We start from the raw sequence: 16,652 nt of genomic DNA, 5'->3' as shown, positions 1-16,652 counted from the left end.
CCACAAACGCGCGGCCGCGGGTCGTTCCTACAGGTAAATCGGGCGTTACTCCTGTGGAGCGGAAGCCTCCAGTTGCGCCCAAAGCGACGGCCCGCCGGCGGATTTCTCGATCGCCGCCAGACGCGCGGCATGCGCCGCGAGCTCTTCGTCGCTGGCACGAATGACCCGGGTCAGGCCACGCTCGGCAGCCAGGCGGCGAATGGCGCTGACCTGGGGACGCCCACTGCCGTCGCCCTCGGCGCCCTGGCCGGCCAGCGACAGGCTGGTCTGCCCGCCGGTCATTGCCAGGTAGACGTCGGCGAGGATCTCGGCGTCGAGCAATGCGCCGTGCAGGTCGCGGCCGGAGTTGTCGACGCCATAGCGTTTGCACAGGGCATCGAGGTTGTTGCGCTGGCCCGGGTGGCGCTCACGCGCCATCAGCAGGGTGTCGAGTACCGAGCAATAGTCGGTGACCTCGGCGCGCTCGCTCTGCCCCAGCAGGGCGAATTCGTTGTTGATGAAGCCGACGTCGAACGCTGCGTTGTGGATGATCAGCTGCGCACCGGTGATGAACTCGAAGAACTCGTCGGCGACTTCGCGGAAGCGCGGCTTGTCTTTGAGGAAATCATTGGTGATGCCGTGGACCGCGATGGCACCTTCGTCGACTTCGCGATCCGGCTGCAGATAGACGTGGAAATGACGACCGGTCAGGCGTCGCCCTTCCAGTTCGACGCAGCCGATCTCGATGATCCGGTGGCCATCGGTCACCGGCATGCCGGTGGTTTCGGTATCCAGTACGACGCTGCGCATCTTTCAGAACCCTGCTCGGTAAAACGTGAAGGGCGCCGCCCGGGCGCCCGTTGTAATCTTCAGCGCGGCAGTTCGGCGACGCCGCGGTTGGCCAGCATGTCGGCCCGCTCGTTGCCCGGATGCCCGGTGTGCCCGCGCACCCACTGCCACTCGACATTATGCCGGTTGACCTGCTCATCCAGCGCCTGCCACAGGTCGGCGTTCTTCACCGGCTGCTTGGCAGCGGTCTTCCAGCCGCGCTTCTTCCAGTTCGGCAGCCACTCCTTGATGCCTTTCATGACGTACTCGGAGTCGGTGACCAGACGGATCTCGCACGACCGCTTGAGCGCCGCCAGGGCCATGATGGCGGCGGTCAGCTCCATGCGGTTGTTGGTGGTTTCCACCTCGCCGCCCCAGAGCTCGCGCTCGGCACCTTTGTAGAAGAGCACCGCCCCCCAGCCACCGCGGCCAGGATTGCCCTTGCAGGCGCCGTCGGTATAGATCACGACCTTTTCTTCTTCGCTCATAACACCTTCAGTCCGCCGCCAGGCAGCAAAGGCTCATCCGTGCCCGGCACGAAGGTGCATCCGGCGCAAGGGAGGGCCCCGCAACGGGACGACGCTAGAGTTTGGAATCTCGCCGGCTGACCTTGGCCACCGGCAGCGGCACCAGTTGGCCACGTGCCTCACGGCGCGGTTGACGCACCGGCCGCAGGCCAACCACCAGCTTGCGTGCGACCAGCAGATAGAAGCCGGCGCCAGTGCCCTTCAAGCCCTTGCCCCAGCGTTCCATGCGCGCCAGGCGGGCCTGCCAGAGCGCCGAAGCAAGCGGCGGACGATAGCATCCGAAGCGGCGTTTCTCCAGCGCGAAGCCCAGCAGGTTAAGCCAGTCGCAGACCCTTCCGGGGGAAATGCAACGTGCCCTGCGCAAGCCGTCGCGCGCGAAGTAGTGACGCAAGCCCCAAGCACTACGCGGATTCACGCCCAGCACTAGCAGATGTCCGCCAGGGCGGACGCTGCGCGCGGCCTCGCGCAGCAGGCGGTGCGGTGACAAGCAGAAGTCCAGGCCGTGCTGCAGCAGCACCACGTCGGCAGCGTGTTCACCCAGCGGCCAGGCGCATTCGTCGCAGGCGATCTCGACGCCCGGCAGCGGCGGCCCGAGACGCACTCCGCGCTGGATGTTGCCGGTACTCGCCGGCAGCTCGGCGTGCGGCCCGTAGTGCACCAGGTAGCCGCCGAAGTATCGCGCCAGCTCATCGGTAAGCAGGCGCTGCTCCTCGGCCAGCATCATTCCGCCCACGGGCCCCTGCAGCCAGTCCCGCGCTTCGGCGATCAGCTCCAGCCAGTCGGCATCGGCCTGGGCAAACGCTTCCCGTTCCATACGTACCCCCTGCAGCCACTCGGCATCCGTCCCACGACTCGACAGCGGCGCTCGCAGGGCGGACCATTGCGCTAACTATGCGCCAACCCATCCTGCTTAGCGACTTCCGACCATGATACAGATCGACGCCCTCCCCGCCTTTTCCGACAACTACATCTGGCTCCTGCAGGATGCCGCGCAACGCCGCTGCGCGGTGGTCGACCCGGGCGACGCCGCGCCGGTAGAGGCCTGGCTCGCCGCCCATCCGGACTGGACGCTCAGCGACATCCTGGCGACCCATCACCATCACGACCACGTCGGCGGCGTAGCCCGTCTCAAGGAAGGTTTCGGCGCACGAGTCCTGGGCCCGGCCGGCGAGCGCATTCCCGCCTGCGATCAGGCGTTGGAGGATGGCGACAAGGTGGAAGTGCTCGGCCTCGCCTTCAAGGTGCTGCACGTTCCCGGCCACACCCTCGGGCACATCGCCTACTTCCATGACGACGCCGACGCGCCCCTGCTGTTCTGCGGCGACACGCTGTTCGCCGGCGGCTGTGGACGCCTGTTCGAGGGTACGCCTGCGCAAATGCACAACTCGCTGAGTCGATTGGCCGCCCTGCCCGGCACCACGCGCGTCTACTGCACCCACGAATACACCCTGAGCAACCTGCGCTTCGCCCGCGCCGTGGAGCCGGAGAACCCGCAGCTGGCTGCGCGCTTTGCCGAAGTCACCGCCTGGCGCGAACAGGGCCGCATCAGCCTGCCCTCGAACATTGCCCTGGAACGCGCCACCAACCCCTTCCTGCGGGTCGCTGAAAGCAGCGTGCGACAGGCAGCCGACGAGCGGAAAGGCGAGCAAATCCTCAGTCCCGCAGAGGTCTTTGCGGTGATTCGGCAGTGGAAGGACAGCTTCTAAGGTCTGGCGAAATCTTGACCATCTCCGGGACGGTTTTTAGAATCCCCGAAATTTTTACCCCGGACACAGTCATCAGCCAATGCCGCCAAAGACCAGTAAGACCAGCGATCTAGACGCATTGGCTCGTGCCATACGAGTCTCCATTCTGCTTGGCGCCGGCGCCCTGGCCGGCTGCCAGACCAGCGGCCACATGTCCTCCCAGGACGCCAACTACAAGCCCGCGGCACCGCGCGCGGTAGACGTTCAGTTCAACCCGGCCTATGCCGATGACAGCGACATCTGGGTTCGCGTACGCCACGGTTTCCAGCTACAAGCCGACGCCACCGACAACAACCCGCGCATCGAGCGTCAGCGCCTGTGGTACGTCAGCAACCAGGACTTCATCGAGCAGGCCACCGAGCGTGGCGGCCCGTACATGCACTACGTGGTGGAACGCCTGGAAGCGCGCAACATGCCGCTCGAACTGGCGCTGCTGCCTATGATCGAGAGCGCCTACAACCCCCTGGCGATTTCCCGCGCGCAAGCGGTTGGCCTCTGGCAGTTCATGCCGGCCACCGGCACCCACTTCAACCTGCGCCAGACCAGCTGGTACGACGGCCGCCGCGACATCAAGGCCTCGACCAACGCCGCGCTGACCTACCTGGACCGCCTGCACGACATGTTCAACGGCGACTGGCTGCTCGCGCTGGCCGCCTACAACGCCGGCGAAGGCACGGTGAGCCGGGCGATCGAACGCAACCAGCGGCTCGGCCTGCCGACCGACTACTGGAACCTTTCGCTGCCGCAGGAAACCCAGGACTACGTACCCAAGTTGCTGGCCCTGTCGCAGTTGGTGATGTCGCCCCAGGCCTACGGCATCAACCTGAACCCAATCGCCAACGAAGCCTATTTCAAGGCGGTGAAGATCAAACCGGGCCTGGACCTGAACCGAATCGCGGCCCTTGCCGACGTCGATGCCGACGAGCTCTACCAGCTCAACCCCGCGTTCACTCGCCGCGTTACGCTGGATGGCCCGCAACAGGTGCTGGTGCCCAAGGCCAAGGCAGCAACCCTGAAGGCCGGCCTTGCCACGCTCAAGCCGCAGGAATTGGTGAGCTGGAAGCAGTACAAGGTGCGCCGCGGCGACAGCCTGGCCAGCATCGCCAAGCGCTTCGATGTCAGCGTTGCCGAACTCAAGAACAGCAATCGCCTGGGTAATGGTCGCCTGCGCCATGGCCAGGCCCTGCTGATCCCGGGCCGCGGCACTGGCAACCTGGCCGAGCCGGCAAGCCCGCCGCAATTGGCCAGGGCCGAGACGCGCCCGGCGCCGAGCAGGACCTACAAGGTAAAAAGTGGCGAGAACCTCTGGCAGATCGCCCGCTCAACCGGTGTCGGCGTCGACGATCTGAAGCGCTGGAACAATCTCGACAGCCACGGCATCAAGCCTGGCCAGACCCTCAAGCTGCAGAGCGGCAGCCAGCTAATGGCGCGCGCCTCCAGCAACGACAAGGCACAGAAGCCCAAAGAAGCGGCGACCTACTACAAGGTCCAACGCGGCGATTCCATGTACCTGATCGCCAAGCGCTTCAACGTCGAGATGCAGCACATCAAGCGCTGGAACCCGCGCAGCGCCCACGCCCTCAAGCCGGGCCAGACCCTGACCCTGTACCTCGATACCGCCAGCCGCTGATGCCCAGCCCTCAGCGCTGGCTGAGGGCCTGTAGGCAGCGCCCCACCGCCTGAGTGAAATGCCGGAAGGCCACGTATTGCTCATGCAGCAGCGCGCGCCCCGATGGGCGGTTATCGGCATAGAGCACACCGACCTGTCGCTTGCCGGCCAGCAAGGGCGCAATGAAGAACATGCCCTGCCCCAGGTGCTGGCGCAGCGTCTGGCTGACCAGATCGCTCAGTCCGTAGCTGGCGGGAACGCCCATCCACACCGGTTCGCGACTCTTGAGCACGTAGTCGAAGAGGTGCGCATCGGCGCCCTTGCCGACAGGCAGCTCGAAATTCGCCAGCCACGCGTCACTCCCCTCGCCGACAGCCCGGCGCACGCGATAGCGCGTCTGCTGCTCGGCCAGCACCGCCACCATCACGCGCTCCAGGCCCGCACCGCGGTGTAGTCCGTCGACCAGATTGTCGAGCACCGCCTCGATGCCCGCCGGCGCACTGGCGAGCGTGCCCAGCTCCTGAAGACAGCGACGCATTTGATCCAGATCCGGCTGGAGCAACGCCGCACGACGCCGTTCCCGTTGCAGACGGATCTGCTCCGGGTCGGTCTGCGGGATCAGCTTGCACAGCCGACTGGCACCGAAGGTCGCCGCCACCTTAACGGCCTCTTCGGCGTTTGCCAGAATCAGCGGCAGCACTTCCTCGCGTGGCAACTGAGTGAACTGCGCGACCTGGTCAACGAGCTTTTCCATTTCGGGGCAGTCCCAGCCATCCAGTGCCGCCTCGCTGATCCGCACCCCCAAAGCCACGGCGCGTGAAGCCGGGACTCGCGGGGAGCCTCCGGACGCCGCCATCCCGAGGCTCTCACCCAATCCCCAACTGCGCATCAGGCCCGTCGTCAATTGGCGGAAGCTGATCCCCAGCACCTGGCGCACCGCAGCCTCCTGCTCCTGCCCGGGTTGCCGAAGGAGCGCCGAAAGCATATCGGCCTGCTCACCGCCGCCGCCCCAGAAAGCCAGCTCTCCGACGTTGTAGAGCAGCGCGGAGATGAACACTTCCTCCTGCTCGCGAGCGAGCACGAAGCCCGCCAGGTTGCGCGCCTGAACGGCAGCATGGAAAGCACGCGCGAGCAGCTCCAGCAGCTGTTCGCGCGGCTCCTTGCCCAGCAACTGGTCGATCAGGCAGGCCGAAAGCCCGATCAGCCGCACGTTCTCGAAGCCGATCAGTACGATCGCGCGGGAAATGGTACGGATGCTTTCCTGCGAGGGGTTGTAGTAGACGCTGTTGGCAACCCGCAGCACCTGGGAGGTCAGGCTGGCATCGCGCAGCAGCACTTCCGCCAGTTGCCGTACCGACGACTGATCGTGCGCGGCAAGTTGCTGCAGGTCCTGAACCACCGCGGCCAAGGCCGGCAGCTCGGCCTCGCTGAGGCGCTCGATCCAATAGTCCAGCCCCTGTTTGGCGGTGTTCACGGGACAACCCTCGAAAATGCGTTTGAGGTGCTCTGACGCTGTAATGGCATTATGCCCATTCAGCATATACTTTTGCTGGAGAAACAAGCTGTTACTTTAGAAGAACTCGGGCCGGTATAGCTTCGCGCTCCGACGTCCTGCATGCCTGTGGCCGTCAACGGCAAACGAATTGCGACGCGAATCTCGTTCCCTTTGCGGAAACCTCGGCGGGTCAGTCCCGGTCTATTCGCTTCCTGATGCCGAATCCTCCCGGTCGCCCCGCGCCAAATGCGCCGGGTGGCGCTTTCCGCGCTTGCGCAAGGCGGACCGGACCCAGTACAAACAACGCCATCCCGAATGGACCCGACGACTGCATGATGCCCAAGCACCCGCCCCTGATTCCCGCGCACCTTCTCGAGCCGGCCAGCCTCGCCGCAGGGATTCGTGGAAGCCGACGCGCTGCCTGCCGGGAGATGCGCCCATGATGCGCCGCATTCTGGCCGCCGCGCTGTTGGGTCTGGCGACTCTGGCGCAAGCCGCCCCGCAGCACGCCATCACCCTTTACGACGAACCACCGAAGTACCCCGCCGACTTCCAGCACTTCGACTACGTCAACGCCAAGGCGCCGCAAGGCGGCACCCTGCGACTCTCCGACTTCGGAGGCTTCGACAGCCTCAATCCGTTCATTCCCAAGGGCAATCCGGCGTCGCAGATCAACCTGGTCTACGACACCCTGACCTTCCACTCGCTGGACGAGCCCTTCACCGAATACGGACTGCTCGCCGAGAAGATCGAAAAGGACCCACAACAACGCTTCGTGCGCTTCTATCTGCGACCGCAGGCGCGCTTCGCCGACGGCACCCCAGTGACCGCCGAAGACGTGGTCTTCACCTTCAACACCCTGATGACCAAGGGCGACCCGATGTACCGCAACTACTATGCGGACGTCGACAAGGTGGTAGCCGAAGATCGACTGCGCGTGCGCTTCGACTTCAAGCGTGCGGGCAACCGCGAACTGCCGTTGATCCTCGGGCAAATCGCGATCCTGCCCAAGCACTGGTGGGACAGCCGCGACTTCGGCAAGACCAGCCTGGAGCCGCCGCTGGGCAGCGGCCCCTATCGCGTGGCCAAGGTCGACCCGGGACGCTCGATTCGCTACGAGCGGGTCAAGGACTACTGGGCGAAGGACCTGCCGGTGAATCGCGGCTTCAACAACTTCGATGCCGTGGTCGTCGACTCCTACCGCGACCTCACCGTCGCCCTGGAAGCCTTCAAGGCCGGACAGTTCGACTTCAACGAAGAGCGCATCGCCAAGAACTGGGCCACCGCCTACGACTCGCCAGCCGTGCGCGACGGACGCATCGTTCGCCAGGAATTGCCCAACGACAATCCCTGGGGCATGCAAGGGTTCGTCTTCAACATGCGCCGCCCAGTATTCAAGGACGTGCGCGTGCGCGAAGCCATCAGCCTGCTGTTCGACTTCGAGTGGACCAACAAGCAGATGTTCTTCGGCTCCTACAAGCGCGACCGCAGCTATTTCGAGAACTCCGAAATGGCCGCCCACGCACTGCCAGACGCCGAGGAACTGAAGATCCTCGAACCGCTTCGCGACAAGCTGCCGCCGCAGGTCTTCGACAGCGTCTTCGAGCCGCCGGTAAGCGACGGCAGCGGCATCATTCGTGAACAGAAGCGCAAGGCCTATCGCCTGCTGCTCGACGCCGGCTACAAGATCGTCGACGACCGCATGGTCGACCCCGACGGCAAGCCGCTGAGTTTCGAGTTCATGCTGGCCCAGGCTGACTTCGAGCGCGTGCTGCTGCCCTTCAAGCGCAACCTGTCCGAGCTGGGCATCGACCTGCAGATTCGCCTGGTCGATGTCTCCCAGTACGTCAATCGGCTGCGCTCGCGCGACTTCGACATGATGGTCGCCAGTTGGCCTCAGTCCAATTCACCAGGCAACGAGCAGCGTGAGTTCTGGCATTCGAGCAGTGCCGACAATCCCGGCAGTCGCAACTTCATCGGCTTGCGCGATCCGGCGGTCGATGCACTGGTCGAGGGCCTGATCGCCGCCGACTCGCGTGACTCGCTGGTGCACCACGCCCGCGCGCTGGATCGCGCCCTGCAATGGGGACACTACGTGGTCCCCAACTGGTACCTGGACACCTGGCGACTGGCGTACTGGAACCGCCTTGCCCATCCGCAGAAGCTGCCGCCCTACAGCTATGCGCTGATGACCTGGTGGCAGGCGCGTGAAAACGCCGAACCTTCCACCGCTACGGCGCAGCAGGAGTCTCGCTGATGCTGGCCTATATCCTGCGCCGCCTGTTGCTGATCATCCCGACCCTGTTCGGCATCCTGCTGATCAACTTCATCATCATCCAGGCCGCTCCCGGCGGCCCGGTGGACCAGATGATCGCCAAGCTCGAAGGCATCAACAACGCTGCCGGCGGCGCCACCGGGCGCATTGCAGGTGGCGGCGGCGAGCTCGCCTCAGGCGGCTCCTCGCAGTATCGCGGTGGCCAGGGCCTGGACCCGGAGCTGGTGAAAGAGATCGAGCGCATGTACGGCTTCGACAAGCCGGCGCCCGAGCGCTTCTGGATCATGCTCAAGAACTACTGCCACCTGGACTTCGGCACCAGCTTCTTCCGCGACGCCAAGGTCACCGATCTGATCGTCGAGAAGCTGCCGGTGTCCATCTCGCTGGGCTTGTGGAGCACCCTGATCATGTACCTGGTGTCCATCCCACTGGGCATCGCCAAGGCCGTGCGCAACGGTAGCCAGTTCGATATCTGGACCAGCTCGGCGATCATCGTCGGCTACGCAATCCCGGCCTTCCTGTTCGCCATCCTGCTGGTCGTGCTGTTCGCCGGCGGCAGCTACTGGGATTGGTTCCCGCTACGCGGCCTGACTTCCAACAACTTCGATCAGCTCAGTACCTTCGGCAAGATCAAGGACTACTTCTGGCACCTCGCCCTGCCGATCACCGCACTGGTGATAGGCAACTTCGCCACCATCACCCTGCTGACCAAGAACAGCTTCCTCGACGAGATCGGCAAGCAGTACGTGGTCACCGCACGCGCCAAGGGCCTGACCGAGCGCCAGGTGCTCTACGGCCATGTATTCCGCAACGCCATGCTGCTGATCATCGCCGGCATCCCTTCGGCGTTGCTGGGCGTGTTCTTCACCGGATCGCTGCTGATCGAGGTGATCTTCTCCCTCGACGGCCTCGGCCTGCTCAGCTTCGAGTCGGCGCTCAACCGCGACTACCCGGTGGTCTTCGGCACCCTGTTCATCTTCACCTTGTTCGGCCTGGTCATGAAGCTGGTCAGCGACGTCCTCTACACACTGGTCGATCCGCGCATCGACTTCGAGAACCGGGAGTGATGCGATGCGCCTGTCCCCGATGAACCAGCGCCGCTGGGCGCGCTTCAAGGCCAACAAGCGCGGCTGGTGGTCGCTCTGGCTGTTCCTCGTGCTCTTCACCCTGAGCCTGGGTGCGGAAATCATCGCCAACGACAAACCGCTCGTCGTCCACTACGACGGCCAGTGGTACTTCCCGGCGTTCAAGCGTTATCCCGAAACCGTGTTCGGCGGCGAGTTCCCGCTCGAAGGCAACTACAAGGCGCCCTACATGCGCCAGCAGTTCACCGACAAGAACGCCTGGGTGCTGTGGCCGCCCATCACCTATAGCTACGACACCATCAACTACGACCTGCGCGTCCCCGTACCGTCGCCGCCGACCCGGGAGAACTGGCTGGGTACCGACGACCAGGCGCGCGACGTGCTCGCCCGCGTGATCTACGGCTTCCGCATCTCGGTGCTCTTCGCCCTCGTACTGACCGCGCTGAGCTCGATCATCGGTGTGTTCGTCGGCGCCCTGCAGGGCTTCTACGGCGGCTGGGTCGACCTGCTCGGCCAGCGCTTCCTGGAAATCTGGTCGGGGCTGCCTGTGCTCTATCTGCTGATCATCCTCGCCAGCTTCGTGCAGCCGAACTTCTGGTGGCTGCTGGGCATCATGCTGCTGTTCTCCTGGATGAGCCTGGTCGACGTGGTGCGCGCGGAATTCCTCCGTGGCCGCAACCTCGAATATGTGCGCGCAGCCCGCGCCCTGGGCATGAAGAACGGCACCATCATGTTCCGCCACATCCTGCCCAACGCGATGATCTCCACCCTGACCTTCATGCCGTTCATCCTGACCGGCGCCATCGCCACCCTGACCTCGCTGGACTTCCTCGGCTTCGGCCTGCCCGCCGGTTCTCCGTCCCTGGGCGAACTGGTCGCTCAGGGCAAATCCAACCTGCAGGCGCCCTGGCTCGGCATCAGCGCCTTCGCCGTACTCGCCCTGATGCTTAGCCTGCTGGTATTCATCGGCGAAGCAGCGCGCGACGCATTCGACCCGAGGAAGTGAGATGAGCGCCTCTGTGCAACCTAACGACAACCTCATCGAGATCCGCGACCTCTCGGTGGATTTCTCCAGCGGCAACGAGATCGTGCATGCGGTAGACAAAGTCAGCTTCGACATCCGCCGGGGGGAAACCCTGGCCCTGGTCGGCGAAAGCGGCTCCGGCAAGTCTGTAACCGCCAACTCCATCCTGCGCCTGCTGCCCTACCCCACCGCACGCCATCCCTGCGGTAGCGTCCGCTATGGCGAACTGGATCTGCTGCAGGCTCCGGAACGCAAACTGCGGGGCATTCGCGGCAACCGCATCGCCATGGTGTTCCAGGAGCCGATGACCTCGCTCAATCCCCTGCACACCATCGAGAAGCAGATCGGCGAGGTGCTGGCCCTGCACAAGGGTCTGCAAGGCAAGGCAGCGCGCAAACGCACGCTGGAGCTTCTCGACCTGGTCGGCATCCCCGATCCGGCAACGCGCCTGAAGTCCTATCCCCATGAGCTCTCCGGTGGCCAGCGACAGCGGGTGATGATCGCCATGGCGCTGGCCTGCGAGCCGGAACTGCTGATCGCCGACGAACCGACCACAGCCCTGGATGTCACCGTGCAGCTGAAGATCCTCGATCTGCTGCGCGAACTGCAGGCCCGGCTGGGCATGGCCATGCTGCTGATTACCCACGACCTGAACCTCGTGCGAAGAATTGCGCATCGGGTATGTGTCATGCAGCGCGGTTGCATCGTCGAACAAGCGTCCTGTGAAAACCTGTTCCAGTCTCCGCAGCATCCCTATACCCGGGAACTGCTCGGGGCGGAGCCGCGGGGAGGTCCGGTGGAGAATCCGCCGGGGCCGACTTTGCTGGAGGTGGACGACCTGCGTGTCTGGTTCCCGATCAAGAAAGGGGTGTTCCGGCGCACGGTGGACCACGTCAAGGCCGTGGACGGTATCGCATTCAGCCTGCGCCAGGGCCAGACCCTGGGCATCGTCGGCGAAAGCGGTTCCGGCAAGTCGACACTGGGCATGGCCATCCTGCGTCTGATCGACAGCCGCGGCGGCATTCGCTTCGAGGGCAATGCCCTGGACGCCATGAACCAGGCTCAGGTACGACCGCTGCGGCGCGAGATGCAAGTGGTCTTCCAGGACCCGTTCGGCAGCCTGAGCCCCCGTTTGTCGGTGGGCCAGATCGTCGGCGAAGGCCTGGAGATTCACGGAATTTGTGACGAGAAGGAACAGCAACAAAGGATCATAGAGGCACTGGTGGAGGTGGGACTGGATCCGGAAACCCGGAACCGCTACCCCCACGAGTTTTCCGGCGGGCAACGGCAGCGTATCGCCATCGCCCGCGCACTGGTGTTGAAACCGGCGCTGATACTGCTGGACGAGCCCACCTCGGCGCTCGACCGCTCGGTACAGCGCCAGGTGGTGGAGCTGTTGCGCCATCTGCAAGCCAAGTACAACCTGACCTACCTGTTCATCAGCCACGATCTCGCGGTGGTGAAGGCCCTGAGCCACCAGTTGCTGGTGATCCGACAGGGCAAGGTGGTCGAAAGCGGCCCGGCGCAGGATATCTTCACTGCGCCTAGCCACCGTTACACACAGCAACTGCTGGAAGCCGCTTTCATGGCCCCGGCAGAAGCGATTGATGAATGACCTGAAAGAGGAAGGAACGAACATGGGTTTTCTCGCCGGTAAACGCGCGCTGATCGTCGGTGTCGCCAGCAAACTCTCCATCGCCTCCGGTATCGCCGCGGCAATGCACCGCGAGGGCGCAGAGCTCGCCTTCACCTACCAGAACGAAAAGCTCAAGGGCCGCGTCGAAGAGTTCGCCGCCGGCTGGGGTTCCAGCGCTGACCTGTGCTTCCCGTGCGACGTCGCCAACGACGCCGAAATCGAAGCCGTGTTCCAAGAGCTGAGCAAGAAGTGGGATGGCCTGGACATCATCGTCCACTCCGTTGGCTTCGCCCCGGGCGACCAGCTCGACGGCGACTTCACCGCTGTCACCACCCGCGAAGGCTTCAGGATTGCCCACGACATCAGCGCCTACAGCTTCGTCGCCCTGGCGAAGGCCGGACGCGAGATGATGCAAGGCCGCAACGGTAGCCTGCTGACCCTTTCCTACCTGGGCGCCGAACGCACCATGCCGAACTACAACGTCATGGGCATGGCCAAGGCCAGCCTGGAAGCCGGTGTACGCTACCTGGCCGGCAGCCTCGGCCCGGAAGGCACCCGCGTCAACGCTGTATCCGCAGGCCCCATCCGCACCCTCGCCGCCTCGGGCATCAAGAGCTTCCGCAAGATGCTCGCCGCTAACGAGCGCCAGACCCCCCTGCGCCGTAACGTGACCATCGAGGAAGTCGGCAATGCCGGCGCCTTCCTCTGCTCCGACCTGGCCAGCGGCATCAGCGGCGAGATCCTCTACGTCGACGGCGGCTTCAACACCACCGCGATGGGGCAGCTGGACGAGGAATAACACTCCCCTCCCGCCCACGAGATAGGCCGCTTATCAGGCTGTGTGAGAACACGCTGAGAGCGAGGCCATACCAACGCCCCGACCGATTCGGGGCGTTGGTGTTTCTGGAGAGCCTCAGGCCATCAACTCAATCAGGCGCCGAGCGCCGAGTACCTGAATCGCACGTTTGAGGTTGTAGGCCTGCACGGCCAGGGCCATCTCTGTCCTGGCTCCCGCTAGCTGTCGGAGCAGGAAGCGGCCGTAGCCGAATACCCACTGTTTCAGGTTGCCGAACGGGTGTTCGACGATCGCCCGGCGCTTGGCCATCATCTCCGGCCGGGCCTTCAGGCTTTGCTGCATGCGCTCGAAAGCTGACTCATGGGAATGACGGCTGAGAGGGCGACGCTGGCTATTCGTGCAAGGCGCCTTCAAAGGGCAAGCGCGGCAGTCGCCGGCGATCGCATAAAGCCTCTCTGTGCCTCGTACCTGTTTGAGCAGGAGCCACTGGCCTGCCGGGCACTGATAGCGGTCATGATCCACGTCGTAGGTAAAGGCGCTGCGATCGAACAGCGCCGTGCCGTTGCCATGATTGTTAACGCCACGGTTCGGCGGTACATACGCCGTGATGCCCGCATCCTCGCACGCCTGGAATTTGCTGCCATCGATGGCCACCAACTGACCACCGAGCAACCCGATCTGGCGGCAAAACTGCACGACAGCTCGCCTGAAACGCCGCGCCATTGTCCTTGCGGAAGTCGGCAATGGTCTTGAAGTCCGGCGCCAGTCGGCCCAGCAGCCACATCACTTCGACATTGCGCTGACATTCGGCTTCCAGTCGGCGCGAGGAACGAATGCGCTGGAAGTAGCCATACAGGTACAGCTTGAGCAGGTCGGCCGGATCATAGGCCGGGCGTCCGACCTTGCTCGCCTGCGCCTTGCTGAAGCCCAGCCGCTGCAGATCCAGCCGCGCCACGTAGGCCTCGATCACGCGGACCAGATGTTCTTCGGGAACCAACTCATCCAGCGACACTGGAAACAAGCTGCCCTGATCACGCCCTTCACCGCGGATATAGCCCATGAACGACAATGCCCGTATCGATCGATACGGGCATTGTCTTTGGCTTGTGCTCAGACGGCTGGGTTTTCACACAGTCTGATAAGCGGCCCTTTCCATAAAGGCTGTAGATCAGTACTTCTCGATCTTAGCCTGGTCTTGCAGTTGGCGACGGAAGGCGGCGAAGTCTTCCTGACCGCTGCGCGAAGCCAGGAACTGGCGATACATGGCCTTCTCCTGGTCGCTCAGGGTGGCGCTCGGTTCGCTGACACCATTCAGGCGAACGAGTACGTAATCGCCATTGTTCAGGGTGATGCCAGAGAACGTCGGCTGATCGGCCTTGGCCGGACGCGCCATACGGAAGACCGCCTGCAGAAGCTGCGGGTCGACACCTTCCTGACTGCGCGAAGCGGCCTCGACGACCTTCCAGGTCTGACCGTTTTGCGCCTGGGCGATCGGCGTCTTGCCATCGCGCAGGCCAGCCAGTAGAGCTTCGCCAGCAGCCTTGGCCGCCGCGGCAGCATGGTCGCGCTTGACCTGCTCGCGAATCGGCGCACTAACCTGCTCCAGAGTCTGCTGCTCAGGCTTGTGGTGCTCTTTAACGCGCAGTACGACCACAGTTTCCGGATCCAGCTCGATCGCACCACTGTTGGCGCCGTCTTCCAGCACCTCGGTGCTGAATGCCGACTGCACCACCTGACGATTGGCAGCCACGCCCTCGCCGCCTTCGCGGCCGAACGGCTTGCTGGTTTCCACCTTCAGCCCCAGCTCCTGGGCCGGCTGGCTTAGGTCGGATGCCTCGTAAGCGGAGCTTTCGAGCTGCTTGCCTACTTCAACGAAGCGCTGCTCGACCAGTTGGCTTTTCAGATCCTGCTCAAGCTTGGGCTTCAGGCTTGCGAAGCTGGGTACATCCGGCGCCTGCACACCCATCAGCTTGATCAGGTGCCAACCGTATTGCGTACGAACCGGGGCGGAAACGTCACCCTTGTTCTTCAGGGCGTACAGGGCATCTTCGAAGGCCTGGTCGTAAACACCGCGGCCAGCGTAACCCAGGTCACCGCCATTGGACGCGGAACCCACGTCGTTGGAGGCTTCCTTGGCCAGCTTGGCGAAGTCCTCACCTTTGTCCAGGCGCGCCTTGAGCGCCTCGATCTTGGCCTTGGCCTGGGCTTCGGTCTGCTTGGCATTCACCTCGACGAGAATGTGTGCGGCATCGCGCTGCTCGGACAGACCGGCAATTTCTTTCTGATACTGAGCCTGCAGGTCCTCGTCCTTCACGTTGACCTGGTTGAAGAAGGACGACTTCTTCAGCTGCACGTAGTCGATTACGACCTGCTCCGGGCTCATGAACTCGGCCTTGTGGGCGTCGTAGTAGCTCTTCAGGTCAGCGTCCGACACTTCCGCTTTGGCCGGATCAGCCTTGAAGGTCAGAGTGGCAAAGTCGCGGGTCTGCTTCTCCAGACGCGCAAAGCTCTGCAGCTCCGCATCGGTCACGAAACCGGAACCTGCAATACCGGCGCGCAGCTGCCCGATAAGCATTTCCTGCTCGAGCATCTGGCGGAATTGCATGCGGCTGGCGCCCATTCGACGCACGTACTCGTCGAAGCGCTCAGCGCTGAACTTGCCATCCACCTGGAATTCCGGGGTCTGCAGAATCAGCTGGTCAACCTGCTGCTGCGAAAAGACGAACTTGTCTCCCTGAGCGGCCTGCAGCACCAGTTGGCGTTCGATCAACCCCTTCAGAGCGGCGTCCTTCAGGAGCTTTTCGTCCAGCGCGGAGGCATCGAAGTCTTTGCCCAGCCGCTGCTGCAGCTGCATCCGCTGGTTCTCCTGAGCGCGCTGCAGCTCGCCGAGGCTGATGTCTTCACCGTTCACCTTGGCAGCGACATTCTCGTGGTGGGAAGCCCGCATGATGGCATTGAAGCTTCCTAGCGCCATGACAACGACGCAGCCCCCGATAATGGTCTTGGCGATCCAGCCTTGAGAATTGTCCCTGATGTTTTGCAGCATGCGGCCCCCAAAAGCGGCCACGGCCTGCCGTCAGTGTCGGCTTGGCGTGGGTCATGGATAAGCGGATAAAAGAAAGGCGCATCCGAGGATGCGCCTTCTCGTAACTGGCGGAGCAGCAGGCCCAGGCCTGCGACCCCAGCGGTTGTATTGGACCTTGCGGTCCGAACCGCCGCTCCGCGGCCGACTCAGCCGATAGCTGAGCCGGACAGGTCGAGTCCAAAAAGACGCTTAGTTAACAGCATCCTTCAGGGCTTTACCGGCTTTGAAGCCCGGGATCTTAGCAGCAGCGATCTTGATCGGCTTGCCGGTTTGCGGGTTACGACCGGTGCGGGCAGCACGCTCTTTGACAGCGAAGGTACCGAAGCCGACCAGTACGACGGAGTCACCGGCTTTCAGGGCGCCAGTAACGGACTCGATCACCGCGTCCAGAGCGCGACCGGCAACAGCTTTCGGGATATCAGCAGATGCTGCAATTGCATCGATCAGTTCCGACTTGTTCACTCTAAGTCCCCTTATTTCTGTTGAGTATGTTTCTATGTGTTAGGTGTAAGCAAAAGCAGGTGCTGGATTGCTGACTGACAAAGCAAGTGCCGCTTTATAACAAGGG

General features: G+C 63.6%; 13 protein-coding genes and 1 pseudogene. 7 read left to right on the top strand and 7 right to left on the bottom strand.

Annotated elements, in window-relative coordinates:
* Positions 1-45: 45 nt before the first annotated feature.
* The 3 genes from dnaQ to PKB_RS09845 form a co-directional block, all read right to left on the bottom strand.
* Positions 46-789 carry a DNA polymerase III subunit epsilon gene (gene dnaQ / locus PKB_RS09855; RefSeq protein ID WP_043251259.1) on the bottom strand — a complete coding sequence of 248 codons (744 nt, stop codon included), beginning with the start codon at positions 787-789 and terminating at the stop codon, positions 46-48.
* Between the two features lie 59 nt (positions 790-848).
* Positions 849-1,295 (bottom strand): ribonuclease HI, encoded by a 447-nt coding sequence (gene rnhA, locus PKB_RS09850; RefSeq protein WP_043251257.1) that lies wholly within the window; start codon positions 1,293-1,295, stop codon positions 849-851.
* 94 nt (positions 1,296-1,389) lie between these two features.
* On the bottom strand, positions 1,390-2,148 hold the full coding sequence (locus tag PKB_RS09845) for a class I SAM-dependent methyltransferase (RefSeq protein ID WP_043251255.1): 759 nt from the start codon (positions 2,146-2,148) through the stop codon (positions 1,390-1,392).
* Between the two features lie 112 nt (positions 2,149-2,260).
* On the opposite strand from PKB_RS09845, the gene gloB reads away from it, so the two are divergent.
* A complete protein-coding gene (gloB, locus tag PKB_RS09840) occupies positions 2,261-3,040 on the top strand; it encodes a hydroxyacylglutathione hydrolase (protein ID WP_043251253.1) in 780 nt (259 codons plus the stop codon).
* 79 nt (positions 3,041-3,119) lie between these two features.
* On the top strand, positions 3,120-4,709 hold the full coding sequence (locus PKB_RS09835; RefSeq protein WP_043251252.1) for a LysM peptidoglycan-binding domain-containing protein: 1,590 nt from the start codon (positions 3,120-3,122) through the stop codon (positions 4,707-4,709).
* Positions 4,710-4,719: 10 nt separating this feature from the next.
* Here PKB_RS09835 and PKB_RS09830 read toward each other — a convergent pair whose 3' ends face one another.
* The gene (locus PKB_RS09830; protein WP_043251250.1) at positions 4,720-6,162 is read right to left on the bottom strand and encodes an HDOD domain-containing protein; all 1,443 of its coding nucleotides are present in this window, start codon (positions 6,160-6,162) and stop codon (positions 4,720-4,722) included.
* Between the two features lie 460 nt (positions 6,163-6,622).
* Here PKB_RS09830 and PKB_RS09825 point away from each other — a divergent pair, with 460 nt between their 5' ends.
* Genes PKB_RS09825 through fabI form a run of 5 tightly spaced genes read left to right on the top strand, consistent with a single transcriptional unit; the run spans position 6,623 to position 13,002 of the window.
* Positions 6,623-8,440, top strand: a complete 1,818-nt coding sequence (locus tag PKB_RS09825; RefSeq protein WP_043251248.1) for an extracellular solute-binding protein — start codon at positions 6,623-6,625, stop codon at positions 8,438-8,440.
* Positions 8,440-9,525, top strand: coding sequence for a microcin C ABC transporter permease YejB (locus tag PKB_RS09820; protein ID WP_043251244.1), 1,086 nt, complete (start codon positions 8,440-8,442; stop codon positions 9,523-9,525). The genes PKB_RS09825 and PKB_RS09820 overlap by 1 nt, the downstream gene beginning before the upstream one ends.
* 4 nt (positions 9,526-9,529) lie before the next feature.
* Positions 9,530-10,549: an ABC transporter permease gene (locus PKB_RS09815; RefSeq protein WP_043251241.1), complete on the top strand. Its 1,020-nt coding sequence runs from the start codon at positions 9,530-9,532 to the stop codon at positions 10,547-10,549.
* Position 10,550: 1 nt separating this feature from the next.
* A complete protein-coding gene (locus tag PKB_RS09810) occupies positions 10,551-12,182 on the top strand; it encodes an ABC transporter ATP-binding protein (protein WP_043251239.1) in 1,632 nt (543 codons plus the stop codon).
* Between the two features lie 22 nt (positions 12,183-12,204).
* Positions 12,205-13,002, top strand: a complete 798-nt coding sequence (gene fabI / locus PKB_RS09805) for an enoyl-ACP reductase FabI (protein ID WP_043251238.1) — start codon at positions 12,205-12,207, stop codon at positions 13,000-13,002.
* A 114-nt stretch (positions 13,003-13,116) separates the two neighbouring features.
* Here the strand turns inward: fabI and PKB_RS29015 are convergent.
* The 3 genes and pseudogenes from PKB_RS29015 to hupB all read right to left on the bottom strand — a co-directional run bounded on the left by PKB_RS29015 (position 13,117) and on the right by hupB (position 16,546).
* Positions 13,117-14,059, bottom strand: a pseudogene (locus tag PKB_RS29015) (transposase).
* A gap of 108 nt (positions 14,060-14,167) precedes the next feature.
* The gene (locus PKB_RS09795) at positions 14,168-16,045 is read right to left on the bottom strand and encodes a SurA N-terminal domain-containing protein (protein ID WP_043251237.1); all 1,878 of its coding nucleotides are present in this window, start codon (positions 16,043-16,045) and stop codon (positions 14,168-14,170) included.
* A gap of 228 nt (positions 16,046-16,273) precedes the next feature.
* Positions 16,274-16,546: a nucleoid-associated protein HU-beta gene (hupB, locus tag PKB_RS09790; protein WP_003087931.1), complete on the bottom strand. Its 273-nt coding sequence runs from the start codon at positions 16,544-16,546 to the stop codon at positions 16,274-16,276.
* Positions 16,547-16,652 lie beyond the last annotated feature (106 nt).

It is taken from the genome of Pseudomonas knackmussii B13 (assembly GCF_000689415.1).
GTDB classification, from domain to species: Bacteria; Pseudomonadota; Gammaproteobacteria; order Pseudomonadales; family Pseudomonadaceae; genus Pseudomonas; species Pseudomonas knackmussii.
This window is presented reverse-complemented; position numbering and strand designations above follow the sequence as displayed.